The sequence below is a fragment of the Bradyrhizobium sp. SZCCHNR1015 genome, from assembly GCF_032489875.1.
Taxonomy (GTDB): domain Bacteria; phylum Pseudomonadota; class Alphaproteobacteria; order Rhizobiales; family Xanthobacteraceae; genus Bradyrhizobium.
On the sequence record NZ_JAUEYW010000001.1, the window covers coordinates 405,382 to 430,999 of the forward strand.

Here is a 25,618-nt window from a genome sequence, read left to right on the forward strand (position 1 = left end):
CATCGGGACGGTCCAGCGAGGACGAGATGGCGCGCACGATCGGGTCACATGGTCCGACGACGATGGAGGCGATCCGTAGGGCCGGCCTGCGGCTGATCTTCCAGCACGGCTATGAGGCCATGAGCCTGCGCCAGCTCGCCGCCGAGGTCGGCATCCAGCCGGGCTCGCTCTACAATCACATCAGCACCAAGCAGGAGCTGCTGGCGGAGCTGATCCAGGACCACATCAACGACCTGCTGCAAGAGCTCGAGCAGGCGCTCCGCGACACCCAGGGTCCGGTCGAACGCCTCCGGGCATTCGTCGCCTTCCACGTCAGCTATCACATGACCCGGAAGCGCGAGGTCTTCATCGCCAATTCGGAGCTGCGCAGCCTCGATCCCCGCAACTACGAGGCGGTGGTGGCGCTGCGCGGCGCCTATGAGCGCCGGCTGGCCGACATCCTCAGCGACGGCGTGGCGCAAGGCGTGTTCGACGTTGACGACATCCAGGTCGCGACCTTTGCCATCATCGCGCTCCTGACCGGGCTGTGCAGCTGGTACCGTCCCGGCGGCCGGCTCACCAGGGAGGCGATCATCGCGGCCCACGAGAAGCTCGTGCTCTCGGGCGTCATGCCGCGCACCGCCGAGCCTGATCCGGCCGGCGGTGGCCGGCCTGATCGCCCGACCGGCTGAACGGGCCGCGCCGATGGCTGGCAGCCCGGAGCTCGACGCGATCGATCGCAGGATCCTGGCGGAGCTCCAGGCCGATGGCCGGATCCGCATCAACGAGCTCGCCGACCGGGTCGGGATCTCGCATCCGAACTGCCTGCGCCGGGTGCGGACGCTGCGCAGCAGCGGCGTGATCAAATCCATCCGCGCCAGCATCGATGAACGGTCGCTGGGCTATGAGGTGGTCGCGTTCGTGTCGATTCAGCTCGACAGCCAGCACCAGACAGCACTGGAGTCGTTCGAGGCCGCGATCGTGACGTTACCCTGGGTCCAGCAATGCTGGCGGCTGTCGGGAGATGCGGATTTCCTGCTGAAATGCGTGTCGACCGGCGTCGAAGGCATGAGCCGCCAGCTCCGCCAGTTCGCCGCCCTGCCCGGCGTCCGGGCCATCAGGAGCTTCCCGGTGCTCGGCCTGTCCAAGGACGCCCCGCTGCCCATCTCCGGCGGGCCGCCTCAAACAGGTTGAACGGATGACGGCCGAGCCGGCCCCTCAATGCGTCCAAATCAGTGCGTCCAGGGCTCACCGCGGCGGAACGAGAAATTGTCGGCATAGGCGATCTGCCGCTTCACCGGCTCCTTCGGCTCGATCACCTGGTAGGGAATGCCCTTGCGCTCGCAATAGGCGATCGCCTCGTCCCTGGTATCGAAGCGCAAGGTGACCTGCTGCTTCATGTCCGAGGAGGACGTCCAGCCCATCAGCGGCTCGACCGAACGCGGCTGCTCCGGCTCATAATCCAACTGCCAGTCCCTGGTCTTGGCCTTGCCCGATTGCATCGCGTTCTTGGCGGGCTTGAAAATGCGTGCGGTCATGGCTGGAAGAGCCCCTGGAAGCTGAGGTCGTCATGCGTTTGGCGGAAACGGCAGGGATGGGGTACAGGCAAGATCCAGCACGGAACGGTGATTCCCATCCAGGACGTGACCGTCTATCGTGCTCCGTATAGTCATTCTGCCGTCCCGTGACAATCTCGGTCGACTGCCACGGCGCCCTCTGCTCCCCGAACGTTTTCCATTCAAAACAGTGCGTTGAAGCGGCCATGAAAATCAATGCCACGCTGCCCGAGCGCGGGCGCGACCTGCGGCTCGACCTGTTTCGCGGAATCGCCAACTGGGCGATCTTTCTTGATCACATCCCGGACAATGTGGTGAACTGGATCACCACGCGGAATTACGGCTTCAGCGACGCCGCCGACCTGTTCGTCTTCATCTCCGGCTATACTGCCTCGTTCGTCTATGCGCGCATGATGATCGACCGCGGCTTCATCGTCGGCGCCACCCGGCTGTTCAAGCGGGTGTGGCAGCTCTACGTCGCCCACATCGTGCTGTTCGTGATCTATATCGTGGCCATCAGCTATCTGGCGACGCGGTTCGGCGTCTCCGAGATCATCGACGAGTTCAACGTCGCAGGCCTCGTCGACCACGCCAGCGATACGCTGGCCCAGGGACTGATCCTGAAGTTCAAGCCGGTCAATCTCGACGTGCTGCCGCTCTACATCGTGCTGATGGGCTTCTTCCCGCCGGTGCTGTGGATGATGCTGCGCCAGCCCGACCTGACCATGATCGCCTCGATCGTGCTCTGGCTCCTGGCGCGACAGATGGGCTGGAATTTCGCGGCCTATCCGGCGGGCACCTGGTACTTCAATCCGTATTGCTGGCAGGTGCTGTTCGTGTTCGGCTCCTGGTGCGCGCTCGGCGGCGCCCGCCGCTCGATGGGCATCATCATGGCGCCGGCCACGCTCTATTTCTGCATCGCCTACATGGTGCTCGCACTGGTCATGACGATGGCCGGCCGCTTCCCTGAGCTCGGATCGATGTTTCCGAACTGGCTCTATGCGGCCTTCAACCCGAACGACAAGACCAATCTCGCGCCGTACCGCTTCCTGCACTTCGTGGTGATCGTCATTTTGGTCATCCGGTTCGTGCCGAAGGAATGGCCGGGCCTGGAGTGGAAGGCGTTCGATCCCCTCATCGTCTGCGGCCAACAGTCGCTGGCGGTGTTCTGCGTCGGCGTGTTCCTGTCCTTCATCGGCCACTTCACCCTGATGCTGAGCTCGGGCTCGCTGCTGGCGCAGATCCTGGTCAGCGCGGCGGGCATCGCGATCATGACAACCGTCGCCTACTACATCTCCTGGTCGAAGCGGCAGGACAAGCCGCAGCCGAAGCCGCCCGCGCCGAAGTAGACTTCGCGCCATTGGGGGCGCGTGGTCGCGCCCCGCCTCCGTTGACCTGCATCAAGCCGGGCCCGATCGGGCTCGCTAAGGTTTGCATCACCAACGGAGCCGCTTCCCGCGGCGCGCGTTCGCTTGCGAACGCGCGAGGCTGCGCAAGCGGTGATTTGCTGACAAGGACCAGATCATGCCGACCCATTTCCATGCCGTCGTGTGGCTCGATCACAGCGAGGCCAAGGTGTTCCACATCGGACTGACCGGTGCCGACGAGCTGACGCTGCATCCGCACCTGCAGACCAAGCATCTGCACCACAAGGCCAACGAGATCGGCAGCGGCCATGCGGCGCCCGACAAGAATTTCCTCGAAGAGGTCGCGCACGCGCTCGATGACGCTGGCGAGATCCTGATCATCGGCCCGGCCGGCGCCAAGACCGAGCTTGCCAAGTACCTGCACGAGAAGCATCCTGCGGTCGGAAAGCGCATCGTCGGCGTCGAAGCCGCCGATCACCCGACCGATCGCCAGATCGTCGCCTATGCCAAGCAGCACTTCAAGATGGCTCCGCCCCGCGTGGCGACGGGCACTGCGGGCTAAGTATAGCCTTTCTCCCGTCGCAGGGTCCGTTCGATCATGGACATGCTGACGCCGGACCAATCCAACGCCATTGCTGCCACGCCGGCCGTCGATCGCGGCCGGCGTCGTTTTCCGTGGCGCGGCCTGCTCTCGATCATCCTGCTGTCCGGCGCACTGGCTGGGCTTGCCGCATGGTGGGTGCGTGGACCGCTGATCGCGACCGCCCGCATCACCCGCGGCACGGCGGCCGAGATCGTGTATGCGACCGGCGCCGTGGAGCCGGAGACGTGGTCGCGGAGCACGCCGCTGGTCCGCGGCCGCATCATCGAGCGCTGCCGCTGCGAGGGCAAGTCGGTCAAGGCCGGCGACGTGCTGGCGCGGCTCGACGACAAGGAGGCGCTGGCCACCTTGAACGATCTGCGTGCACAGGAGGAATTCCAGCGCCACGAGTTCGAGCGACAGTCGCAGTTGCTGGCCCGCGGGGCGGCCACCTCGCAAGCCTACCAGCGCTCCGAAAGCGATCTCGCCCGCATCCGTGCCCAGATCGCGGCCCAGACCCAGCGCCTCGACTACTTCAAGCTGGTAGCGCCGATGGACGGCGTCGTCCTCAAGGAGGACGGCGAGGTCGGCGACATGGTCGATCCCGGCACCATCCTCTACCGCGTCGGCCTGGAGAAGCCGCTCTGGGTCGTCGCCGACGTCAACGAGGAGGACATCCCCCGTGTCCAGGTCGGGCAGAAGGCGCTGCTGCGCGCCGATGCGTTCGGCAACCAGGCCCTGCCCGGGACGGTGAAGCAGATCACGCCGGCGGGCGATCCCGTGGCCAAGACGTTCCGCGTGCGGATCGGCTTGCCGGACGACACGCCGCTGCGCGTCGGCATGAGCGTCGAGGCCAACATCGTCAGCCGGGAGACGGCCGACACCCTGCTCGCGCCGGCCAATGCCATCGTCAACGGCAGCCTCATGGTGATCGAAGGCGGCCGTGTGCGGCGGCGCGCGGTGCGGATCGGCATCCGCGGCTCCGCGGCGGTCGAGATCCTCGACGGCGCCCGCGAGGGCGAGCTGGTCGCAGCGCCCGCGACCGCCGACATCAAGGACGGCGAGCGGATCCGCGTGATCGGGCCCGAGACGTCGGCGCCATGAGCCTCGTCCTGACCATCGCCTGGACCCATGTGCGCCATCGCGCCCGCCAGACGCTGGTCGCGATCGCGGGCGTGATGACCGGCGTGGCGTTTTCGGTGATGATGGCGGCGATGATGGAGGGCTCCCAGGACGACTTCATCCGCACGCTGGTCGATGCGCTGCCGCACATTTCGATCACCGACGAGCTGCGCCAGCCGACCCGTCAGCCGGCCGATCAGATCTATGCGGCAGCCGAATTCCACCGATTGACCCCGAACGTCCGCCGCCCCGGCATCAAGAACCCGATGGCCACCATCGCCTCGCTGCAGGGCTGGGTGCCGGGCGCGCTGACGGCGTCGGTGCAGTCCAAGGCCGTGCTGCGCTTCGCCGGCCGCAACCTCACGGTCGCGATCATCGGCATCGATCCGCGCACGGAGGGCCAAGTTTCGACGCTGGCGAGCCACATGCGACAGGGCAACCTCAATTCGCTGTACCGGTCCTCGCACGCGATCCTGCTCGGCGACCGGCTCGCGACCAAGATCGGCGCGCGGGTCAACTCCAACATCACGCTCGCCTCGGCCCAGGGCGTCAGCATGAACGCGACCGTCGTCGGCATCTTCCATTCCGGCTTCCGCGGCACCGACGAGACCACCGGCTACGTGCTGCTGCGCACCGCGCAGATCCTGGAGCGCCAGACCGGGATCATCAACGAGATCCGCGTCCGCACCAACGATCCGATGCAGGCGCGCCTGATCAGCGAGCGCATCGGCGAGCAGACCGGCTACAAGGCGGTCTCCTGGCAGGAGGCGCAGGAGGACCTGCTGGCGGCGATCACGCTGCGCAACGTGCTGATGTACACCATCGTCGGGGCCATCCTGCTGGTCGCGAGCTTCGGCACCTACAACATCATCTCGACCATCACCCACGAGAAGACCCGCGACATCGCCATCCTCAAGTCGCTCGGCTTCCGCGACCGCACGGTCCGCACCATCTTCATCGTCGAGGCGCTGTTCATCGGCCTGACCGGTGCCGCTCTCGGCTGGGCGCTCGGCTACCTGCTCACCCGCGGGCTCGCCTCGCTCGAGTTCAAGACGCCGTTCTCCGACTACAATCATCTGCCCGTGCTGTATTCGCTGAAGCACTATCTGCTGGCGGGCGCGGTCGCGCTGATCTCCAGCGCCGTCGCCGGCTACTTTCCGGCCCGCGCCGCGGCGCGGTTGCATCCGGTCGACATCATCCGGGGCGCGACGTGAGCCCGCCCCTGATCGAGGCGCGGCAAGTGACGAAGGTGCTGCCCGGCGAGGTGCCGGTGACGCTGGTCGCCGACATCGATCTCGTGATCCATCCGCGCGAGCTCATCGCCATCACCGGACCGTCGGGCTCGGGAAAATCCTCGCTGCTCTATCTGCTCGGCCTGCTCGACCTGCCGAGCCAGGGCGACGTGCTGATCGACGGCCGCTCGACGACGGGCATGAACGAGGACGAGCGCGCCGAGGTGCGGCTGTCACGGCTCGGCTTCGTCTTCCAGTTTCATTTCCTGCTGCCGGAATTCTCGATCACCGAGAACGTCGCGCTGCCGATGCGCGCGCTGGCACGGCTGTCGCCGCGCGCCATCACCACGCGCGCCGAGGAGCTGCTGAGCTCGCTCGGCCTCGCCGAGCATCTGCGCAAGACGCCGGACAAGCTGTCGGGCGGCCAGCGCCAGCGCGTGGCGGTGGCGCGCGCGCTCGCCAACGATCCTCCCGTCATCCTGGCCGACGAGCCGACCGGCAGCCTCGACACCGCCGCGACCGCGCAGGTGTTCGGCATCCTGCGCGATCTCGTCACCCTGCGCGGCAAGACGGTGGTCGCGGTCACGCACGACCTCAACCTCGCCGCTCAGATGCAACGGCGCGTGCACATCATCGACGGCCGGCTGGCGCAGGACGAGCTGGCGCGCTGATCCCCCCGCCGCGACCTCGGCACGGCCGACGCGCGAACCGCCGCCCACGCCCGATTTGATCTAGCGCAAAGACGCGAGATTCCGATTCAGAGGATGCTGGCGGCCAGCGGATGTTCCTTCCCCGGATTCACCCGCACACTTCGGATGCTCCCGGGTTTTGCCGCTGCGGGAGCATCCGAATTTTTTATCGGCCTCGTCGCGCAGTTCGCGCCAGCTATCAGGTCTCACCTGCGAGGCCACGTTGCTGCGGAGATGGTCGGGGCAGCTGGATTCGAACCAACGACCTGCAGTACCCAAAACTGCCGCGCTACCAGGCTGCGCTATACCCCGATGTTCTCAAGGGACGATTTTCCTCGACGAACCCGTCACTACACGGTCGCGGCCTCGGCAGCAAGACCGCGGCCTGGCCGTGAAGATGGAGCCGACATGAAAACGGCCCCGGAAAGCACCCTTCCAGGGCCGTCAAGTGCAGTGATCGCAAGCAACTCAGTGCGAGGACAATGCCGGCGAACCCGTCTCGGGGTGGATCTCGGCCGCCATCATGCCCTTGGAGCCGGGCCCGTAGCGGACCAGCACCCATTGGCCGGGGCGCAGCTCGGTCATGCCGTAGCGGCGCAGGGTCTCCATGTGGACGAAGATGTCCGGGCTCCCTTCCCCGCAGGTCACGAAGCCGAAGCCGCGCAGGCGGTTGAACCACTTGACCTGGGCTCGCTCCAGCCCGCTGGTCGGCGTCACCGTGACATGGGTGCGCGGCGGCAGCATCTGCGCCGGATGGATCGCCGTCGACTCGTCCATCGAGACGATGCGGAAGGCCTGGTAGCCCTTGGAGCGCTGCACGCACTCCACCACCAGGCGAGCCCCTTCATAGGCGGTCTGGTAGCCGTCGCGCCTGAGCACCGTGACGTGCAGCAGCACGTCCGGCCAGCCATTGTCGGGAACGATGAAACCGTATCCCTTCGAGGCGTCGAACCATTTGATGACGCCGCTGATTTCGACGAGGTTCTCGCCAAGACCGGTCATCGCATCGATTGCCGAGTCGCGCGCGACGCCGGTTTGATATTCCGCCCCGAGCCGGGTTGGTGTCGAACCACCAACGACCGGCACCCCAAGCTTCTTGGACTCAAATCCGTCCGACCCCATAACCCCGGACCTCACATATGAATTGTGAGCCGCCACCCCTGCAACGGCGCCCTCATACACGTGCTCACCACCTATACCCACGATGAGTCACGCGAATCTCTCGAATCAAAGATAACATTCCCTCGTGCCGCGCATAGATAAAAATCGGTTTCACTGAGGCATATGAACAGAGATGCCGACAAAAATGCATCAATTTCCGTTCAATTACGGACGAACGATCCGAGTACTTCGCCGATCTCGTGGTGGACAACGAGGTCGGCAACGTCGTCCTGATCGGTCGGTTCCCGGTTGATGATCACGAGTCGCGCGCCAGCCCGCTTTGCCATCAATGGAAAGCCAGCGGCCGGCCACACAACCAGCGACGAGCCGATCGCGACGAACAGATCACAGTGCTGCGCGAGCTCGGTGGCGCGCTGCATTTCATGCTCCGGCATCGACTGACCAAAGGATACCGTCGCGGTCTTCACCGGCTCCGCGCAATCGGGGCAATCCGGCGCGGCCCCGTCGGCCTCGAAGCGCTCGCGCACCCAGGTGAGCTCATAGCGCTGCCCGCATCCGATGCATCGCGCGTAGGTGGTGTTGCCGTGCAGCTCGATGACGTGATCCGGCGCGAAACCGGAGTCCTGGTGCAGGTTGTCGATGTTCTGAGTGATCACGGCCGGAATTTTCCCCGCACGGTAGAGCGACGAAAGCGCCAGATGTCCGCGGCCGGGCCGCGCCGCGGCAAACGTCTCCTGCATCGCGAAGCGCCGCCGCCAGGCCTCGTCCCGCGCCTCCTGGCTGGCGACGAATTCGTCGAAATGGATCGGCCGGTTGCGCGTCCATAGACCGCCGGGAGACCGGAAATCCGGAATGCCCGTCTCGGTCGATATTCCAGCGCCGGTGAAGGGCACGATCACACGCGCCGCAGCGATCATGTCTCCCAGGCGGTTCACCCCGTCGTGCAGATCGGATGCAATCATCAGCGGCGGCCCCGAACCATGAAACCTCGCACCATCATTGTCCTCCCTTCAAAGCACGGCAAGCTGGCTCCCGCCTCCGAGCATGTCCGGCCCGGCTGCGTCGTTGCGCTACTCCGCATCCTCCGGAACCAGCCGTGAACGACGCAACTGCAAGCAAGACGAGTCGGATCGTTCCGTGTCTACCGGAAGACGTTGGCGGTGCTCGCCTTCTCTCCCCAGCAAAACGCGCGACCCGCCTGCAGCGGGGCCTCGCGTCCGCAATCACGCCTCAATCGGACACCCACATCGCGCCAGCGATTCGCCAGGAAGTTTGTCACGCGTCTCAGGGCGAGGCTCGCCGGATAGCGACCGGAGCAGAGAGGATCCGTGAGGCAGAACGAGACGCAGGACGACCGCCGCGCGAAGGAGCGCGCCGACATCACCGCAAGGATTGCACGGTTCAAGTCGACCCAGGAGAAGTTCGCGCGCGAACGCGAGGAATATGCCCGCTTGGCGTGGAAGAAGGCACAGCGCGGCGAGGCCGCGGAATAGCAGGGATGAGAGAAGAGCCCGGAGGCTTTCGCCATCCGGGCCCTCCTCCTCACGACTGGCGCTTACCAGTGATGACGCCAGTGGTGGTAGCGATGATAGTACGGTCCGCCGTAATAGGCATACGGCCCGGGCGCGTAGACGTAACGCGGGCCGTAGTCGTAGTAGCCGTAGCCCGGACCATAGTAATACGGGTGCGACGCCGCGATCGCGCCGGCGGTCAGCGCTCCCGCCGCGAGGCCGAATGCGAGACCCGGGCCGATGCCGCGCGCCTGTGCCGGAGCGGGTGCCGCCAGTGCGGTGATGGCGACGGCGCCCGCGGTCGCCAGAACAGCCAATGTCTTTCTCATGATCGAATGTCCTCCAATTCCCGTGCGTCCAAACAACGCAGATGCTGGGGAGTTGGTTGCAGGCCGGCTCCCCGCCGCGCGCGTCTGGAACCGTCACCGTCGCCACACGTTCACTGCCATGGGGGGAATCCGCGATGGTATCCTGGCTGGAACTTCTGTTCAACATCATCGGCTATGGCGGATTCGTCGTGCTTGCGTCCTGTCATCCCAGGACCGAGGCGGCCGGTGTAGCGCCTGAAACAGGAGCGGACGACGGCGCGGATCTGAACGGCGAGCGCCGCTAGAGCCGAGCTTTGCGGCGATCGCCGGGCCTTCATCCACAGTCGATCCAACGCTTGTCCACAGCTCCTCGCCTGGGCTCTCCGGATTGCTGATCAACGGCTTGCTGCGCCATATCCACCGGCTTCTCCCCAGCACGCGCGACGGCGCTCCTGCGCGGGCCGGAGGTCGCACGGGCCGGTCAATTTTCCCGCAAAATCCTTTGAACCTGCCTGCGCCACCCCGAGACAGATCAGTACTGGGGATTTCAGGGCCCAGTGCTCGAGGGTGGCGCCACGCGACGAAGATATTCCGTCGCGCTGGCGCTGCTGTCGTTTTTCGGGCCCCCGTGGTGCCAACCTTCGCGATCCGGGGACGGCGGCGCTTCGGCGACCGCAACGCTCAGCCGCGCTGCAACCACATAGCCGCAACGAAAAAGGCCTCCCTTCCGGGAGGCCTTTGACGTGATCACGACCGTGACTGACGGTCAGATCAGGCAACCGCGTCCTTGGCGGCCTTGACCGGGCGCGCGCGCACGATCTTGCGGGCCGGCTTGGCCTTGAACATCATCTCTTCGCCGGTGAAGGGGTTGGTGCCCTTGCGCGCCTTCACGGCGGGCTTCTTGACGACGACGAACTTGGCGAAGCCCGGCACCAGGAACACGCCGTTCTTCTTCAGCTCCTTGTGGCCGACGTCGGTGAGCGTCTCCATGACGTTCTTGACGTCGCGCTTGGACAGCTCGGTCGAGGTCGCAATCTTCTCGATCAGTTGCGACTTGGAAAGTTGGGTAGCCATCGTATCTCCTTGTGATTGATACTGGTGAATGACGTGACGACTGCGCGGCTATCAGCGCATTGCTGCGCAGACTGGTCGGGGCTTTCTGGCTGCATTGCACAGCCGGGACTTCAGTCGTCTGGTGGCGTATCACCCCGCGATTTTCGGGATTCTCCTGCATTTCAAGGGGCCCCGAAGCACCCACAGCGGCGCCAAAATTCCAACGGAGCGCGCAGAAGTCAAGCTGCGATGGCGATCGAACGGAGCATGCGATTCATTTTCCCCTATATTTCTAGGCATTTTCGACGGTCCTGCGTGATTTTGGCCGCACATTGCAGGCGAAACACGCTGAAATACCTGCATGCGGTCGCATCGCGCCCGTTCATCCCCACCGCGAATCACGGCCAAAACAGCGATTCGCGGGCATGCGGAGAGGCTTTCGCAACACCGCGCAGCCCATCGAATGCGTCGCCGCGCGCACCGCACATCCGCGCGAGCCGGCATCGCCGCAGCATCAGGCTCGATACACGGGCGAACGAATTGCTGCTATGGATCGGCGTCCGCAGGCGGCCATTGACCATCCGCTTCGAGTTCAGGGAGAGAAGAAACGATGCGTTATCTCCACACCATGCTGCGCGTGCGCAATCTCGACGCCGCGCTCAAATTCTATTCCGATGCGCTCGGCCTCAAGGAGGTGCGCCGGATCGACAACGACAAGGGTCGCTTCACACTGGTGTTTCTCTGCGCACCCGAGGATGAACACCTGCTGAAGAGCCTGCCGCCGACGCGCGGCGCCCCGCTGGTCGAGCTCACCTACAATTGGGACGAGGAGAGCTATGGCGAGGACCGCTTCTTCGGCCATCTCGCCTATGAGGTCGACGATATCTACGCCACCTGCGACCGGCTGATGAAGCTCGGCATCACCATCAACCGGCCGCCGCGCGACGGCAACATGGCGTTCGTCCGCTCGCCCGACCTGCACTCGATCGAGCTGTTGCAGAAGGGCGAGCCGAAGGCGCCCGCCGAGCCCTGGCTGTCGATGCCGAACACCGGACATTGGTGAGTCATCTGCCCGCGTGATTCCGGCCGGAACATCGAGGCCACCCTCGCGTTGTCGCTCCGATTGACGGTGAGGATACGAGGAGGCCGAGATGGGTCGTGGAATTCTATTGTGGTTGTTGGGCGTGCCGATTCCGGTGATCATTCTGCTGTGGCTGTTCTTCGGCCGCTGATCCCGCGAACGACGCGTTCGACGGAAAAGCCCCGCTTCGCGCGGGGCTTTTTGCGTAACATGCGCTAATGATGACGCTCGCCCAGAGAGGAGCCGAACGTGTCCGCCGACAACAGACTGACGATCTGGGGCCGCCCCAATTCGGTGAACGTGCAGAAGGTGCTGTGGTGTCTCGCCGAGCTCGATGTCGCCCATGACCGGATCGACGCGGGGATGCAGTACGGCCGCAACAACGAAGCGGACTATCTCGCGATGAATCCGAACGGCCGCATCCCGACCCTGGTCGAGGGTGATTTCGTGCTGTGGGAGAGCAACGCGATCATGCGCTACCTCTGCCTCGCTCACGGCGACGGCACGCCGCTCTACCCGACGACGCCGCGGCACCGCGCCGCGGTGGAGCGCTGGCTGGACTGGACGCTGTCGACGGTGCAGCCGATCGAGCGTCCGCTGTTCTGGGGATTGGTGCGTACGCCGCCGGAGCAGCGCGACATGCCCGCCTTGCAGAAGGCGGCCGACGACGCCGCGGCGATGTGGCGCATCCTCGACGCGCATCTGGCCACACGCAGCCATGTCGAGGCCGAGCGCTTCACGCTCGCCGACATCGCGCTCGGCGCCTATGCGCGGCGCTGGTTCGGAGTCGAAGGTGTTGTCAAGCCGGAGCTGCCGAGTCTCGCGCGCTGGTACGGACAGATCGCGCAACGCCCGGCCTTCATCCGCCACATCGCGCCGCCGCTGTCGTGAGCGCCTCAGCGGCCGGCCGAGGTGCCCATCTCGACGCCCAGGGCGCCGCCGACCTTCACGCAGGTATCGGTTCCCTCGACGCGTACGAAGTTCGCACCGTAGGACGCGCAGGGATTGTTGGTGGCGGCGCCTGAACGGGATGCGGCCTTATTCGGCCCAGCCTTATTCGGCCCGGGAAGCGATGGCACAAGAAGCGATGACCCCGGCGAGCCGGCGGCCGCAACGGTCACGGCGGCGAACGCCGCGAGGACGCCCAGGATGAGAGATCGACACATGCCGCTTGTTAGCGCGTCTGCGGCAGTGAAGCGATACTGGTCTATTTGCCGATGAACTTGACGCCGACCGAGGCGCCGCGGCGCCACACCACCTGGCACTGCCGGCCGGTTCTTGCGTCGCGCGCGAAGGCGAGCCGGATGGTCGCCGGCAGCGCCGCCGCGTCCTGCAAGGTCAGCTTGGCGCCGGCGCTGGAAATGTCCTGAACCAGGCAATGGCGCACGGCGAACCCGCCATCCAGCGTGATCCACGCCGGCTGCTTCATCGATTTGCGGGCTTCCCGCTTCTTGGGCGCGGCCATCATCCTGCTCCTGCTCGCCCGCTGCAGTACGGCAAGGACCCTAATGGACGGTTGACCGGATCACGTACTGGGCGTGCGATTCATGGATGCAGGACCCCGCGCCGACACGTCTCGGCGCAAACCGTCCGTTTCAAGATCGGAGATGGAAGGAAAGCCGGCGCGGAATGGCGCTCCCTAGCGGAATCGAACCGCTCTCTCCACCGTGAAAGGGTGGCGTCCTGACCGATAGACGAAGGGAGCAATACGCACGATGCCAGAGGGCACGAGGCCCCGGTGCCATCGCCGCTTGCACGTTTCGGCAAAACCTTCAGCAAATCAGCCGCTTGAGGCGATGATCTGCGAGGTCGGCTGAACCACCGACGGTGATTCCGTGCCGCGCGCCGAACGTATAGAGGCGTTTCGCCGGCCGGGCAAGCCACCCCGTGCCGGTCTTTCCAGTCTGGTCCCGCATGCTCAACGGGCCGCAAACAGCGGAGAGATGCCGTCCGTGTCGATGTAGACCACGCCGTCCTCGACCTTCACCGGATACGCGGCCAACGCACTCTCCGGAGGGTGGAGCGGTGTGCCGGTACGGGCATCCCACGTCCAATTGTGCACGGGGCAACTGAGCACGCGGCCGTCGAAGCCGGCCTCCTCCATCGGCGCCGCGGTGTGCGGGCAGACGCCCTGGAACGCCTTGAGCTCGCCATCGTCGGGCCAGGCCAGGATGATGAGCTGGGCATCGGCGATCACGAGGCGCATGCCGCCTTCGTCGATGGTGTCGGCCTTGCAGACACGGGTGAACATTCACTGGCCTCATGCTTTCCGTTGCGAACATCGCACGCGAAGCAGCCCGAGCAAGACTCGTTCCGAGGATCGCGCCGTGCCCGCGAGCCCGACAAGACCGTGGCACCCTTCTTGCTGCCCTTCCCGGCATCTTCGTCGAACGAGCCATCATGTCGCAAAGGCGACAGACCGTTCGGCGGCGAGCTGCTGCGGAGTGCGACATGACCGACATGACCGAGCTGAGAACGCGCAAGGAGCCGCTCAATCTCGCCATCGTGCATGTCGATCCCGACGCCTTCATCGCCAACCTCACGGCTTGGCTCGAGATCACCGCCTTCATCAAGGCGCAGCGCGCCGGCGAGGCCACGGTGCCTGCCGACGGCAAGACGCCCGCATTGTCGGCGGCGCAATTGAAGAACGGCGGCGTCCATGAGGTCGGCAACGACGCGCTGTTCGCCTTCGCGATGACGGCGTCGCTCAAGGGCGACAAGGCGGCGGTCGACACGGTCGAGACGGCCCTGCTCGACGGCATGGGCAAGGATTTTCCCGGCTCGTTCGCGCTGTGGCACTTCCGCGCCACGATCGATGCGCCGACCACGCTGGACGATTTCGTCGGCCAGGCCGGCAGGAAGATGCTGACCGGCGATCTGCCGCCACCGCCGCTACGCGCCAAGGAAAATTGGAGCGCCGGACTGCGCTTCTTCGAGAAGGCGCGCAAATCGAACTTCGTCCACGAGATCATGTATCCGCTGGCGAAATGGACGCGGGCGCGCTGGACCGAGACGGCGGAGAAAGGCGTCGCCTTCCTGCACCACATCGAGGACAACGTCCCGGTGCTGCGCGAGGTGCTGGCGGATCCCCGCAACGATCAGGCGTTCATCGCCAACGTGCTGCTGCGGCTCGCACCCGCCGTCGATATGGAGCTGAACGAGGAATATCAGGGCTTCCTGCGCTCGCTGGCGCGACGCAACTGATCGAGGGGGATTCCAAGACACCCCGCCCACGCAAAAAGGCCGGCGGGCGTTACGCCGCCGGCCTCTTGTCGCGACTGCCGGCTCCGGCCGTCCGGTTCCGTCGCACTCCTGGGGGAGCATGCGAACAGGGTCGCGCGGCCTGGTTAACGATGTCTTAATACAAGCCAGCCAACCGTATGCTTACGGGGCAGCACCGTCAGCTCAGCAGCAACGGGAGCTTCTTCTCGCGACGGAGCGCGCGCTCCTGACAGCCCGACAGCCGGATGAGCTTCTGCGGATACATGTCATAGCCGTGGCTGCCGAAGGCGTTCTGCTGCGCCATCGGGACCTGCGCAGGCCTGCCCGTCGCGTCGACGGCACCTGCATCCTGCGAACCTCGGGCCGGTTCGAGCCCTGTGTTCAAAGCGGTCATAGCCAACTCCGAGACGAGTGCCTGCCCCCGAGCTGAAACTATAGTCCACGGCTCGCGGGGCGCAATTGGGCAAAATGCCATCAGCCGGCCGTGGCGCGCGCCTGCTCCGCCTCCTGTTCCCAGCGCAGGATGGTCCGCTCGAGATTGTGGAATTTCTCGGCGACGTCGCCGTCGAACAGCGGGTCCTTGCGGTCGGACATGCGGGCGTCGATGTCGGCCCAATCCTCCGCCTGGAGGGTACGCAGCGCCGCGGGAAACAGCAGGGTCTCCTCCTTGCGCAGATGCTCGCGCTGGCTGTCGATGAACTCATGCACGGCGGCGTGGAAGCGTTCGCGCAGGATCTCCTGGTCCGACAGCACCGCGTTCACGGCGTCGGCAAAGCCGCGCAGCCGCCGCGCCTCGGTCTCGTGCTCGTCGTCGACGTCGCCATAGGCCGCGGCCGCGGCTGGATCGCGCTCGCGCAGCTTGCCGAAGATCATCTCCTCCTTGGGATGATGACAGCGCTGCGGATAGTCCTCGAAATAGGCGATGATGCTCTGCAGAATGTCGTAGTCCGGCCGCCGATTGTGATCGAACAGCTCCAGTTCGTGCTCGAGCACCGAGAGAAGCTTCTCGAGATTCTCGTGCTCCTGCAGCAGCGCTTCGATGATCCTTGCCATGGCCGCCCTCGCCTGTGCGCCGGCCGGGCCTTGCCGAACCGGCATTTTCCCTGAACGCAAAAGACTACGCCCGCGCGGGCGCGGGCGGCATTGCGGCAGATCAAACTGACAGGCCGATGTGACAGGTCAGCGGAACGGGCTCACTCCGCGGCCAGCGCCTGCGGCGCCCGTGCAAGGCCGAGCCGGTCCCAGACGTCGACCAGCGCCTCGGCCAGGGCGTCGATCAGGCCGTCATCATGGTAGGGCGATGGCGTGATCCGCAGCCGCTCCAGGCCGCGCGGCACGGTCGGATAGTTGATCGGCTGGATGTAGATGCCGTGCTCGGACAGGAGCAGGTCGGACGCCGTCTTGCACTTCTCGGGATCGCCGACATGCACCGGCACGATGTGGGTGTCGGACGGCATGACCGGCAGCCCCGCGGCGTTCAGTACGGCCTTGAGCCGCGCCGCCCGATCCTGGTGCCGGTCACGCTCCCACTGCGAGGTCTTGAGGTGGCGGATCGCGGCGGTCGCCGCGGCGCAAACCGCCGGCGGCAAGGCGGTGGTGAAAATGAAGCCCGGCGCATAGGAGCGGACGGCATCGATCAGATTGGCATTGGCAGCGATGTAGCCGCCGAGGCAGCCAAAGGCCTTGGCGAGCGTGCCCTCGAGGATGTCGATGCGGGCCATCGCGCCGTCGCGCTCGGCGATGCCGCCGCCGCGCGGGCCGTACATGCCGACCGCATGGACCTCGTCGACGTAAGTGAGCGCGCCATAACGCTCGGCGAGATCGCAGATCCGGTGCAACGGCGCGACGTCACCGTCCATCGAATACAGGCTCTCGCAGACGATCAGCTTGGGACGGTCGGGATCGGCCGCCCGCAGCAGCTCTTCGAGATGGGCGAGGTCGTTGTGCCGCCAGACCTGCTTCTCGCTCCCGGCCTTGCGGACGCCCTCGATCATCGAATTGTGGTTGAGCGCGTCCGACAGCAGCAGACAGTTCGGCAGCAGTTTTGCGATGGTCGAGATGCCGGTCTCGTTGGAGACGTAGCCCGAGGTGAACACCAGCGCCGCTTGCTTGCCGTGGAGATCGGCGAGCTCGCGCTCGAGCTCGATCAGCGGATGGTTGGTGCCGGCGATGTTGCGGGTGCCGCCGGCGCCGGTGCCCATGCGCGCGGCCACGTCGACCATGGCGCCGATCACCTTCGGATGCTGGCCCATGCCGAGATAGTCATTGGAGCACCAGATCACGACATCCTTCGGCCCCTCCGGCGAATGCCAGATCGCGCGCGGGAAGCGGCCGGCGAGGCGCTCCAGATCGGCAAAGACGCGATAGCGCCGCTCCTGGTGCAACTGGTCGAGGGCACGGTCGAAATAGCTGTCGTAGTTCATCACCTGATCCGTCCTTCCCCTGCCCGCGTCCCGAACCTGCGTTCCGGCGCGCCCTTGGAGCCCTGCTCGGGGTCGGACCAAAGCGCAATCCGGCGCCTTCTTCGTTGATCCAGATCAGGGATCGCGCACATTGCCGGGCATCCGGACACCGCTCGCCGCGGCTCTCATCACGACGCGCGCGGAGGCATTCAGGCGGACAGCGGATTCCCCGCATCGGCAATATCGAGCCGTAGCGGCGCCCCGCTATCAAGAAAGGCGGACAGATCGGCCTCGTACGGCGCGGGGTCGAGACCGCGCGCGGACAGCCATTGCGGCTCGTAATAGGTCTGGCGGTAGCGCTACCCGGAATCGCAGATCAGCGTGACCAGCGACCCCGTCTGTCCCTGCTGCCGCATCTCCGCCGCCAGCCGGCACAGCGCCAGAAAGTTGGTTCCGGTCGAGCCGCCGACCGGCCGCCGCAGCCGCCGCGTCAGCACGTTCATGGCCGCGACGGACGCGGCGTCCGGCACCTTCATCATCCGATCCACCACGCCAGGCACGAAGGACGGCTCGCAGCGCGGACGGCCGACCCCCTCGATCAGCGACGGCCGTTCGCAAGTCCGGGCGCTGTCGCCGTTGCAGAAGGCGTCGAAGAAGGCCGAATGCTCGACATCGGCGACGCACAGCCGCGTCGGATGGCGGCGGTAGCGCAGATAGCGGCCCATCGTCGCCGACGTGCCGCCGGTCCCTGCGCCCATCACGATCCATTCCGGCAGCGGACAGCGCTCGCCCTGCAACTGGTTGAAGATCGACTCGGCGATGTTGTTGTTGCCGCGCCAATCGGTGGCGCGCTCGGCGAAGGTGAACTGGTCCATGTAATGGCCACCGAGCCGGCCTGCGAGCGCGGCCGCCTCGGCATAGAGAAACCGTCCGTCGTCGATGAGGTGGCAATTGCCGCCGTAATGCGTGATCGCGGCGATCTTCTCCTCCGAGGTGGTGCGCGGCATCACCGCGTAGAACGGCACGCCGATCATCTGCGCGAAATAGGCCTCCGAGACCGCTGTCGACCCGGAGGAGGCCTCGACCACCGGCGTGCCTTCCCGGATGTGGCCGTTGCACAGCGCATAGAGAAACAGCGATCGGGCCAGCCGATGCTTGAGGCTCCCGGTCGGGTGGGTCGATTCGTCCTTCAGGTAGATGTCGATGCCGGCGAGCGCGGGCACGATCAGCCGGATCAGATGCGTGTCGGCGGTCCGGCACTGGTCGGCCTCGATGGCCGCCACGGCGTCGTCGACCCAGCCACGGCGATAGCGTGGACCACAGGCTCTGTCGGAAGCTGACCAAGGCGGCGAATTCATCGCGGCAACCGACCATGATCCATCCGCCACATCAAGCCCGGCCGACCGCTCATACCGCGCTAGCTGGGGGCAAATGGTCCTGCAGCGGCTCGGCGCCGGCCGCGCACTTGGCGCCGTTCGAGAGCGAGCGCAACCGCGCATTCATTCCGCCGGCCAGAACTCGCGCACGACTTGCAACTTCCGATAATGCAAGCGATTTTCGGAAGTTTTTTTGAATGACGGCGAGAATGGTCAAACAAATGCACGCTTTTGCGACCAAGCTGGAGATGATCGGCCAATACGACCGAGTCGAGCCTGCATCACGGGCGAGCCGAGCCTGCTCCGAGGGGCACCATGAGAGTTGTTCTTTCGATTGTCCTGGTTGCGTGCGCCATCAGCCAGACCGCTTTTGCTGAGGGTCTGGAGTGCCGGCGCGTAGCCGACCCGACGCCGCGCTTGAGCTGCGTGGAAACGCCGACGACCGCCCAGGCGCCGAGCCCCTCCCGCACCGACGCCTGGACCCCGGGCGAGCCGCGCCAGGAGGCGCCGGCGCGCGACAGCGATACGGCGACGCCAAGAGGACCCCGGCCCCGTTGAGCCCTGCCGTGCGGCCGCGGACTGCGGCCGCACAGCGGTCCCTCCCCAATCGAGCATCCGGACGGGGTTCTTTCCCTTGAAGGGCGGCTCATTCTGCCGACATGTAGATCTTGCCGTGCGGCCACGGACCGATGTCAAATCCATCCCCCGTGCGGGTGGTGGCGGCCGGTTCGGCCCCGCCGCATTGGATGATCGGAGACCATGGCTTACTTGCCATCGCAAATGAACCTGCTCGAAGCCCTCGCGACCGTGATCGGCACCGCCGCGATCGCGCCCGCGCTGCTGATCCTCTGGCTGGTGGTCGCCGCGGGTGACAATTCAGGCCCCCCGCTCAAGATCTGGACCGCCTTCCTGCTGGGTGCCGCCAGCGTGCTGCTGCTCGGCATCGTCCGGATCCCGTTCCAGCATGTCGGGCTGACGCTGGAGAATCCCTGGATCGCGCAAGCGGTCCGGGCTCTGTTCGGCGTCGCCTTGCCGGAAGAGCTCGCCAAGGTCGCGGTGATCGCCGCGCTCTGGTCGCGGCGCCGGCAGGTCGGCAATGCCATGGACACGGTGTTCTACGGCGCCGCCGTCGGGCTCGGCTTCGCGGCCTACGAGAACCTGGCTTATCTCGTCCAGCATGCCGAGATGTGGCGCTCGCTGGCGGTGCTGCGCAGCGTGCTCACCGTGCCGTTTCATGGTGCGCTCGGCATCATTGCCGGTGCCTATCTCGCGATCGCCCGCACCAGTACGGCGCTCGGCGCCAACCGCCACAATCGCGAAGGGGCGCGGCTGTCGAGCTGGGCACTGGTGCTGGCCGCTCCGGTGATGCTGCATGCGGCCTTCGACTATCCGTTGCTGCTGCTGCAGCGGGCGTCGACCCTCGACGCCGCCGCGCGCCTCTGGCTCGGCGGCGTCAGCGTGCTGATCGGGTTCTCCTCGATCGGCCTTGCCGTGCGGCTGGTGCGCCGGGTCGCCCATCACCACACGCCGCGCACCGAGGTAGCGCGGGCAAGGCTGAGCCAGCTGCGCAGGATGTGGGCGCTGCTGCTGTTCGGCGGCGCCGCCGGCTTCGTCGGGCTCGGATTCGTGCTGACCTCCATTCGGCACTGGCTGCTCAACCCCGACCGCAGCGTCGCCGCCGTGCTGGTTCCACTCGGTCTCACCGCGATCATCGTCGGCATGGCCCTTCTGATTGTCACAACGACGGTCTATGTTTTCGGCCGCAACCGGATGCGGACGACGGCCTAGTCCCGGCCTGCTGCGGCCGGCAGAGCAACGAAACGCGCATCGCGCGCTTGTCCGGGCCGCAGGTCCTCACCATGTGCGTGGGCAGGCGGCCGCGGCGTTGAGCGCGTGACCTTGCCCGGAGTGACGATCATGACCCTTCCCCAGGATACGATTCCGCCCGAGCTCGAACGCATGAGGTCGCAAATGGGGGCGGCCATGCGCGCGCATTGGAAGGCCTTCCTGATCGAGGGCATCCTGCTCGCGGTGCTCGGCCTGCTGGCAATGATCCTCACCCCGCTGGCGAGCCTCGCGGTCACGATCTTCCTCGGCTGGATGTTCCTGATCTCGGGCATCGCCGGGCTCGCACTCACCTTCTGGGCTCGCGGCATGCCGGGCTTCTGGTGGTCGCTGTTGTCGGCCGTGCTCGCCATCGTCGCCGGAATCATCCTGGTGGCGCAGCCGGTCCAGGGGACGGTGACGCTGACGATCGTGATTGGCGTCTATTTCCTCGCCGAGGGCGTCGCCACCATCATGTATGCGCTGGAGCACCGCCGCGAACTGTCCGGACGCTGGTCGTGGCTGGCAATCTCGGGCGTCGTCGACATCGCGATCGCCGGAATCATCATTTCGGGCCTGCCCGGCACGGCGATGTGGGCGATCGGTCTGCTGGTCGGCATCAACCTGCTGTTCGGCGGGCTGTCGATGATCGGCATGGCGCTCGCCGCCCGCAACGCCTGAGTCCGAGGGTTGCGATTTTCGAGATGACAAGCGGCCGCGCGGCCGCTATAGAGCGACCATGATCAACGCCGCCACCAGCTACTATTGGTACTTTAGCTACGACAGCTCGCTGGCGGCGGGAGGATCGCGCTCAATCTGACACATTGCAGCAAGATATCCGAACGAGCCGCCAGACCTGGCGGCTTTTTTATTGCCGGCAGGTGCCCACCCAAGAGACCCAGGAGCCCGCCGTGCTGAGCACCACAGACGATCTTCGTATCAAGGAAATCAAGGAATTGAGCCTGCCGGCGGAGGTGATGGGTGAAATCCCCCGCACCCTCACTGCCACCCGTGTGGTGATGGCCGCGCGCAATGCGATCCACGCCATCCTGACCGGCAGCGACGACCGCCTGCTGGTCATCGTCGGCCCCTGCTCCATCCACGATCCCGCCGCCGCGATCGACTACGCCGGCCGCCTCGCTGCCCTGCGCGAGCGCCTCGCCGACCGCCTGGAGATCGTGATGCGGGTCTATTTCGAGAAGCCGCGCACGACCGTCGGCTGGAAAGGCCTGATCAACGATCCCGGCCTGGACAATTCCTTCGACATCAACAAGGGCCTGCGGCTCGCGCGCAGCGTGCTGTCTGCCGTCAACAATCTCGGCCTGCCGGCGGGATGCGAATTCCTCGACATGACGACCCCGCAATACATCGCCGACCTCGTCGCCTGGGCTGCGATCGGCGCGCGCACCACCGAGAGCCAGATCCACCGCGAGCTGGCCTCAGGCCTGTCGTGCCCGGTCGGCTTCAAGAACGGCACCGACGGCAACATCCGCATCGCCGCGGATGCGGTGAAGTCGGCCGCCCATCCGCATCATTTCATGGCGGTGACCAAAGGCGGCCGCTCGGGCATCGCGGCGACCACGGGCAACGAGGACTGCCACATCATCCTGCGCGGCGGCAGCGGCCCCAATTACGACGCCGCCCATGTCGAGCAGGCCGCGGCCGAGCTGATCAAGTCCGGACTGCCGGCGCGCCTGATGATCGACACCAGCCACGCCAATTCGAGCAAGAAGCCGGAGAACCAGCCGCTGGTCGCCGCCGATGTCGGCCACCAGCTCGCCGCAGGCGAGCAGCGCATCATGGGCGTGATGATCGAGAGCCATCTCGTCGCAGGACGGCAGGACGTCAAGCCGGGCGTGGAGCTGACCTACGGCCAGAGCATCACTGACGGCTGTATCGGCTGGGACACGACGGTGGAGGTGCTGGAGCAGCTCGCCGAAGCCGTCGCCGCCCGGCGTGCGGCACTTCGCAACTCCCCACGTGAGCGCTCGGCGTAACACTCACGATCGATGAGCGGCGCGCATCCAGCGCGCCGCAGATCGGGCTCAGCAGCCGCGGCAGATGCCCTTGATCTTGCGATCGAGCTCGCGGTCTTCCTTGGTCATGCCGCTCATCGAATTGTCTTCGGTCTGCTCGGCCTTCGGCAGGTCGCTGGGACGCACCTGGCGATGGCCGATCGGCGCCTGCGGCGGCATGCCGCTCTTCGATCCGGTGCCGGCGGAGGAGCCGCTGCCGCTCTGCGCCAGCGCGATGCCGTCAGTCGCGGCCATCAGGAGCCCCATCGCGATCGCAAGTCTCTTCATGTTGCTCCTCCGTGTCAGCGGAATCAGCAGGACACTTCATCCCGCGGCGGGCGGATAGAGGTGCGCCTCACCGCAATAGTCAATCACACGATAGCGCGTTTGCGCAGCTGCCACATGATCCTGCTCAACAGTTTCATCGGCAGTGAGGTATTGCGGCCCCACCGGCGCCTTGCCGTAGCCGCCGGGAATGTCGAGCACGTAGTCGGGCTGGCACAGGCCGGACACCCGGCCGCGCAGCGTTCGAATCAGGGCCTGACCTTGCGCCAGCGTGGTCCGCAGATGCGCCGTGCCCGGCGCGAGGTCGCCATGGTGCAGGTAATACGGCTTGATGCGGATCTCCACGAAGGCGCGCATCAGCGCCTCCAGGGTCGCCGCGTCATCATTGACGCCGCGCAGCAGCACCGACTGGCTGACCATGGGAATGCCGGCATCGATCAGCCGCGCGCAGGCCGCCTGAACCGGAGGACTGAGCTCGCGCGGATGATTGGCGTGCAGCGCGATCCAGGTCGTTGCGCCCGGCACCTTCAGCGCGTCGACCAGCGCTGGCGTGATGCGCTGGGGATCGGCGACCGGCAAACGGGTGTGGATACGGATGATCCTGACGTGCTCGATGCCGGCGAGATCGGCCATGATCTCCTTCAGCCGCCGCGGTGACAGCATCAGCGGATCGCCGCCGGTGAGGATCACCTCCCAGATCTCGCGATGGCCGCGGATGTAGTCGAGCGCGCCGCGATAGGCCTCCTCCGACAGCGCATTGTCCTTGCCGGGCCCGACCATCTCGCGGCGGAAGCAGAAGCGGCAATAGACCGCGCAGACATGCACCAGCTTGAGCAGCACGCGATCGGGATAGCGGTGCACGATGCCGGGTACCGGTGCATGCGAATCGTCCCCGATCGGATCGCCGCGCTCGCCGGGCGCGGCCGTCAGCTCGTCCGGGCTGGGCACGAACTGGCGCGCGATCGGATCGTTGGGATCGTCGGCGTCGATCAGGTCGGCGAGATGCGTCGTCACCGCCACGGCGTAGCGCTGCGCCACGCGCGCCAGCGCCGGCTGCTCCGCCGGGTCGGCCAGTCCCTGCGCGACGAGATCCTCGGCGCTGCGCAATGTCGTCGGACGTTCGATCCTGTTCATCGCTCACCTGCCGGCGGCGTCCACACCACCTGGTCGATCCTCACGGCGCCGGCCGCCAGCATCACCAGGCGGTCGAAGCCGAGCGCAACGCCGCTCGCCTGCGGCATCTCGGTCACGGCGGCGAGGAAGTCCTCGTCGAGCGGATATCGCTCGCCATAGCGGCGCTCCTTCTCGGCCATCTCCTGCTCGAAGCGGCGGCGCTGCTCGGCGGCGTCGGTGAGCTCGCCGAAGCCATTGGCGAGCTCGACGCCGCAGGCATAGACCTCGAACCGCTCGGCGACGCGGGGGTCGGCGGCCACCCGTGCCAGCGCGGCCTCCGGCGCCGGATATTCATAGAGCACGGTGAGCCGCCCCTGCCCGAGATGCGGCTCGACATGCTCGACCAGCACCTTGCTGAACAGGTCCGACCAGGTGTCATCGCCGCTGATCCGGATCTTGCCGGCGGCGGCCTGGGCCAGCGCCGCACGGTCGCCCGCACCGTCACGGATGGTCGCGAGCAGGTCGATCCCGGCATGGCGCGCGAACGCGCCGGCAACCGTCAGCAGCTCCGGCTCGGCGAAGGGATCGGCGGTGCGGCCACGGAACGCGAATTGCCGGATGCCGGTGGTCCGGGCGGCGTGGGCGATCACCACGACGGTGTCGGCCATGATCGCGTCGTAAGGCGCCTCCGCCCGATACCATTCCAGCATGGTGAATTCCGGCAGGTGCAGGTCGCCGCGCTCGCGGTCGCGGAACACCCGGGCGAACTCGAAGATCCGCCGCTCCCCGGCCGCCAGCAGCTTCTTGCAGGCGAATTCCGGTGACGTTCGAAAAAACCGCCGGTAGCGGGTTCCATCCGGGCTCGTCAGGTCGATGCGTGGTGCGTGCAGATGGGTCTCGTTGCCCGGCGACACCTGCAGGATGCCGGTCTCGACCTCGGTGAAGCCCTGCTCGTCGAACCAGGCTCGCAACGCCCGGGTGATCGCGGCCCGGGTGAGCAGGAACGGCCTGACATCGGCGTGCCGCTGCGGCGACCACCACGGCGAAGGCGCGGGCTCCCGGGACATCAGAGGGTCGTCCGTTCGGGCCGCAAAAGACTGGCAACCCCGGACAAAATCAGTATGTTGCCGCCCGAAACCGCATTCCGCGTCGCGTGGCGCCCCGGCTTGGGCCGGCGCCCCCTTTTCAGTGTCAGGAAAACAGCTTTGAAAGTCATCGCCAGCTCTATTCGCAAGGGTAACGTCATTGAGCAAGATGGAAAGCTCTATGTCGTCGTGACCGCCGAGAACATCCATCCCGGCAAGGGCACCCCGGTCAGCCAGATCGAAATGCGCCGAATCAGCGACGGCGTGAAGATCTCGGAGCGCTTCAAGACCACCGACCAGGTCGAGAAGGCGACGATCGAGGAGCGCAACTTCACGTTCCTCTACGAGGATGCCGACGGCTTCCACTTCATGAACCCGGAGACCTACGACCAGGTCCAGGTGCCGAAGGACGTGGTCGGCAACCAGGCCGCCTATCTCCAGGAGAACATGACGGTCAAGCTGTCGATGCACGACGTGGTGCCGGTGGCGATCACCCTGCCGCAGCGGGTCACGCTCGAGGTCGTCGAGACCGAGCCGGTCACCAAGGGCCAGACCGCGTCGTCGTCCTACAAGCCGGCGGTGCTCTCCAACGGCGTCCGCACCGGCGTGCCGGCGCATATCACGGTCGGCACCCGCATCGTCGTCATGACCGAGGACGGCTCCTACTGCGAGCGCGCCAAGGACTGAGGCATCTCG

The 25,618-nt window shown here is 66.1% G+C and carries 29 protein-coding genes, 2 tRNA genes and 1 pseudogene; 16 read left to right on the forward strand and 16 right to left on the reverse strand.

Features of this window, described 5'->3' with window-relative positions; all coding sequences use genetic code 11:
- The first annotated feature begins 26 nt into the window (after positions 1–26).
- Positions 27–671, forward strand: coding sequence for a TetR/AcrR family transcriptional regulator (locus tag QX128_RS01790; protein WP_316236539.1), 645 nt, complete (start codon positions 27–29; stop codon positions 669–671).
- 13 nt (positions 672–684) lie between these two features.
- The gene (locus tag QX128_RS01795) at positions 685–1,173 is read left to right on the forward strand and encodes an Lrp/AsnC family transcriptional regulator (RefSeq protein WP_315800430.1); all 489 of its coding nucleotides are present in this window, start codon (positions 685–687) and stop codon (positions 1,171–1,173) included.
- A gap of 38 nt (positions 1,174–1,211) precedes the next feature.
- Here the strand turns inward: QX128_RS01795 and QX128_RS01800 are convergent, their stop codons facing one another.
- Positions 1,212–1,517, reverse strand: coding sequence for an ETC complex I subunit (locus QX128_RS01800; protein WP_315800066.1), 306 nt, complete (start codon positions 1,515–1,517; stop codon positions 1,212–1,214).
- 224 nt (positions 1,518–1,741) lie between these two features.
- Between QX128_RS01800 and QX128_RS01805 the strand changes: the two genes are divergently transcribed.
- The 5 genes from QX128_RS01805 (at position 1,742) to QX128_RS01825 (ending at position 6,507) form a co-directional block, all read left to right on the forward strand.
- Positions 1,742–2,884: an OpgC domain-containing protein gene (locus tag QX128_RS01805; protein ID WP_315800067.1), complete on the forward strand. Its 1,143-nt coding sequence runs from the start codon at positions 1,742–1,744 to the stop codon at positions 2,882–2,884.
- A 175-nt stretch (positions 2,885–3,059) separates the two neighbouring features.
- Positions 3,060–3,464 carry a translational machinery protein gene (locus QX128_RS01810; RefSeq protein WP_315712066.1) on the forward strand — a complete coding sequence of 135 codons (405 nt, stop codon included), beginning with the start codon at positions 3,060–3,062 and terminating at the stop codon, positions 3,462–3,464.
- 42 nt (positions 3,465–3,506) lie between these two features.
- Entirely contained in the window at positions 3,507–4,586 is a 1,080-nt protein-coding gene (locus QX128_RS01815; RefSeq protein ID WP_316236540.1) for an efflux RND transporter periplasmic adaptor subunit, read from the forward strand.
- The gene (locus tag QX128_RS01820; protein WP_316178861.1) at positions 4,583–5,818 is read left to right on the forward strand and encodes an ABC transporter permease; all 1,236 of its coding nucleotides are present in this window, start codon (positions 4,583–4,585) and stop codon (positions 5,816–5,818) included. The genes QX128_RS01815 and QX128_RS01820 overlap by 4 nt, the downstream gene beginning before the upstream one ends.
- Positions 5,815–6,507: an ABC transporter ATP-binding protein gene (locus QX128_RS01825; RefSeq protein WP_315800071.1), complete on the forward strand. Its 693-nt coding sequence runs from the start codon at positions 5,815–5,817 to the stop codon at positions 6,505–6,507. Before QX128_RS01820 ends, QX128_RS01825 begins: the two co-directional genes overlap by 4 nt.
- 253 nt (positions 6,508–6,760) lie before the next feature.
- Here QX128_RS01825 and QX128_RS01830 read toward each other — a convergent pair.
- The 3 genes from QX128_RS01830 to QX128_RS01840 all read right to left on the reverse strand — a co-directional run bounded on the left by QX128_RS01830 (position 6,761) and on the right by QX128_RS01840 (position 8,609).
- Positions 6,761–6,837: transfer RNA gene (locus QX128_RS01830), tRNA-Pro, on the reverse strand.
- Between the two features lie 156 nt (positions 6,838–6,993).
- On the reverse strand, positions 6,994–7,647 hold the full coding sequence (locus QX128_RS01835; RefSeq protein ID WP_315800077.1) for a cold-shock protein: 654 nt from the start codon (positions 7,645–7,647) through the stop codon (positions 6,994–6,996).
- A gap of 200 nt (positions 7,648–7,847) precedes the next feature.
- The gene (locus QX128_RS01840; RefSeq protein ID WP_315800078.1) at positions 7,848–8,609 is read right to left on the reverse strand and encodes an SIR2 family NAD-dependent protein deacylase; all 762 of its coding nucleotides are present in this window, start codon (positions 8,607–8,609) and stop codon (positions 7,848–7,850) included.
- Positions 8,610–8,975: 366 nt separating this feature from the next.
- Here QX128_RS01840 and QX128_RS01845 point away from each other — a divergent pair, with 366 nt between their 5' ends.
- Complete coding sequence (locus tag QX128_RS01845) at positions 8,976–9,140, forward strand: hypothetical protein (RefSeq protein ID WP_315712073.1); 165 nt, start codon at positions 8,976–8,978, stop codon at positions 9,138–9,140.
- 62 nt (positions 9,141–9,202) lie between these two features.
- On the opposite strand, the gene QX128_RS01850 is transcribed toward QX128_RS01845, so the two are convergent.
- A complete protein-coding gene (locus QX128_RS01850) occupies positions 9,203–9,487 on the reverse strand; it encodes a hypothetical protein (protein ID WP_315800079.1) in 285 nt (94 codons plus the stop codon).
- Positions 9,488–9,621: 134 nt separating this feature from the next.
- Between QX128_RS01850 and QX128_RS01855 the strand changes: the two genes are divergently transcribed.
- Entirely contained in the window at positions 9,622–9,771 is a 150-nt protein-coding gene (locus tag QX128_RS01855; protein WP_316236541.1) for a hypothetical protein, read from the forward strand.
- Between the two features lie 466 nt (positions 9,772–10,237).
- Here the strand turns inward: QX128_RS01855 and QX128_RS01860 are convergent, their stop codons facing one another.
- Positions 10,238–10,540: an HU family DNA-binding protein gene (locus QX128_RS01860; protein WP_172109121.1), complete on the reverse strand. Its 303-nt coding sequence runs from the start codon at positions 10,538–10,540 to the stop codon at positions 10,238–10,240.
- A gap of 589 nt (positions 10,541–11,129) precedes the next feature.
- On the opposite strand from QX128_RS01860, the gene QX128_RS01865 reads away from it, so the two are divergent.
- Both QX128_RS01865 and QX128_RS01870 read left to right on the forward strand, forming a co-directional pair.
- On the forward strand, positions 11,130–11,582 hold the full coding sequence (locus tag QX128_RS01865; RefSeq protein WP_012044102.1) for a VOC family protein: 453 nt from the start codon (positions 11,130–11,132) through the stop codon (positions 11,580–11,582).
- A 267-nt stretch (positions 11,583–11,849) separates the two neighbouring features.
- Positions 11,850–12,491, forward strand: coding sequence for a glutathione S-transferase family protein (locus QX128_RS01870; protein WP_316178865.1), 642 nt, complete (start codon positions 11,850–11,852; stop codon positions 12,489–12,491).
- Between the two features lie 316 nt (positions 12,492–12,807).
- Here the strand turns inward: QX128_RS01870 and QX128_RS01875 are convergent, their stop codons facing one another.
- The 3 genes from QX128_RS01875 to QX128_RS01885 all read right to left on the reverse strand — a co-directional run bounded on the left by QX128_RS01875 (position 12,808) and on the right by QX128_RS01885 (position 13,851).
- A complete protein-coding gene (locus QX128_RS01875; protein ID WP_315712079.1) occupies positions 12,808–13,065 on the reverse strand; it encodes a PilZ domain-containing protein in 258 nt (85 codons plus the stop codon).
- Between the two features lie 165 nt (positions 13,066–13,230).
- Positions 13,231–13,305 (reverse strand) — tRNA-Glu (locus QX128_RS01880).
- A 213-nt stretch (positions 13,306–13,518) separates the two neighbouring features.
- On the reverse strand, positions 13,519–13,851 hold the full coding sequence (locus QX128_RS01885; protein WP_316236542.1) for a Rieske 2Fe-2S domain-containing protein: 333 nt from the start codon (positions 13,849–13,851) through the stop codon (positions 13,519–13,521).
- Positions 13,852–14,051: 200 nt separating this feature from the next.
- Here QX128_RS01885 and QX128_RS01890 point away from each other — a divergent pair, with 200 nt between their 5' ends.
- Entirely contained in the window at positions 14,052–14,804 is a 753-nt protein-coding gene (locus tag QX128_RS01890; protein WP_315800083.1) for a hypothetical protein, read from the forward strand.
- Between the two features lie 196 nt (positions 14,805–15,000).
- Here the strand turns inward: QX128_RS01890 and QX128_RS01895 are convergent, their stop codons facing one another.
- From QX128_RS01895 to QX128_RS01910, 4 genes and pseudogenes are all read right to left on the reverse strand, one after another.
- The gene (locus QX128_RS01895) at positions 15,001–15,216 is read right to left on the reverse strand and encodes a hypothetical protein (protein WP_315800084.1); all 216 of its coding nucleotides are present in this window, start codon (positions 15,214–15,216) and stop codon (positions 15,001–15,003) included.
- A gap of 80 nt (positions 15,217–15,296) precedes the next feature.
- Positions 15,297–15,875, reverse strand: a complete 579-nt coding sequence (locus tag QX128_RS01900; RefSeq protein WP_315800085.1) for a hemerythrin domain-containing protein — start codon at positions 15,873–15,875, stop codon at positions 15,297–15,299.
- Positions 15,876–16,015: 140 nt separating this feature from the next.
- Positions 16,016–17,245 (reverse strand): 5-aminolevulinate synthase, encoded by a 1,230-nt coding sequence (gene hemA / locus QX128_RS01905; protein WP_316236543.1) that lies wholly within the window; start codon positions 17,243–17,245, stop codon positions 16,016–16,018.
- A 188-nt stretch (positions 17,246–17,433) separates the two neighbouring features.
- A pseudogene (locus QX128_RS01910) lies at positions 17,434–18,582 on the reverse strand (PLP-dependent cysteine synthase family protein).
- Positions 18,583–19,359: 777 nt separating this feature from the next.
- On the opposite strand from QX128_RS01910, the gene QX128_RS01915 reads away from it, so the two are divergent.
- From QX128_RS01915 to QX128_RS01925, 3 genes are all read left to right on the forward strand, one after another.
- On the forward strand, positions 19,360–20,388 hold the full coding sequence (locus QX128_RS01915; protein WP_316236544.1) for a PrsW family glutamic-type intramembrane protease: 1,029 nt from the start codon (positions 19,360–19,362) through the stop codon (positions 20,386–20,388).
- A 129-nt stretch (positions 20,389–20,517) separates the two neighbouring features.
- Entirely contained in the window at positions 20,518–21,105 is a 588-nt protein-coding gene (locus QX128_RS01920; protein WP_316178874.1) for an HdeD family acid-resistance protein, read from the forward strand.
- A 230-nt stretch (positions 21,106–21,335) separates the two neighbouring features.
- Positions 21,336–22,421: a 3-deoxy-7-phosphoheptulonate synthase gene (locus QX128_RS01925; protein ID WP_316236545.1), complete on the forward strand. Its 1,086-nt coding sequence runs from the start codon at positions 21,336–21,338 to the stop codon at positions 22,419–22,421.
- Between the two features lie 48 nt (positions 22,422–22,469).
- Here QX128_RS01925 and QX128_RS01930 read toward each other — a convergent pair whose 3' ends face one another.
- Genes QX128_RS01930 through epmA form a run of 3 tightly spaced genes read right to left on the reverse strand, consistent with a single transcriptional unit; the run spans position 22,470 to position 24,904 of the window.
- Complete coding sequence (locus QX128_RS01930) at positions 22,470–22,727, reverse strand: hypothetical protein (RefSeq protein ID WP_316236546.1); 258 nt, start codon at positions 22,725–22,727, stop codon at positions 22,470–22,472.
- A gap of 36 nt (positions 22,728–22,763) precedes the next feature.
- Positions 22,764–23,858: a lysine-2,3-aminomutase-like protein gene (locus QX128_RS01935; protein ID WP_316236547.1), complete on the reverse strand. Its 1,095-nt coding sequence runs from the start codon at positions 23,856–23,858 to the stop codon at positions 22,764–22,766.
- Complete coding sequence (gene epmA / locus QX128_RS01940; protein ID WP_316236548.1) at positions 23,855–24,904, reverse strand: EF-P lysine aminoacylase EpmA; 1,050 nt, start codon at positions 24,902–24,904, stop codon at positions 23,855–23,857. The genes QX128_RS01935 and epmA overlap by 4 nt, the downstream gene beginning before the upstream one ends.
- Before the next feature lie 138 nt (positions 24,905–25,042).
- Between epmA and efp the strand changes: the two genes are divergently transcribed.
- Positions 25,043–25,609, forward strand: a complete 567-nt coding sequence (gene efp, locus QX128_RS01945) for an elongation factor P (RefSeq protein WP_006614774.1) — start codon at positions 25,043–25,045, stop codon at positions 25,607–25,609.
- Positions 25,610–25,618: the final 9 nt, after the last annotated feature.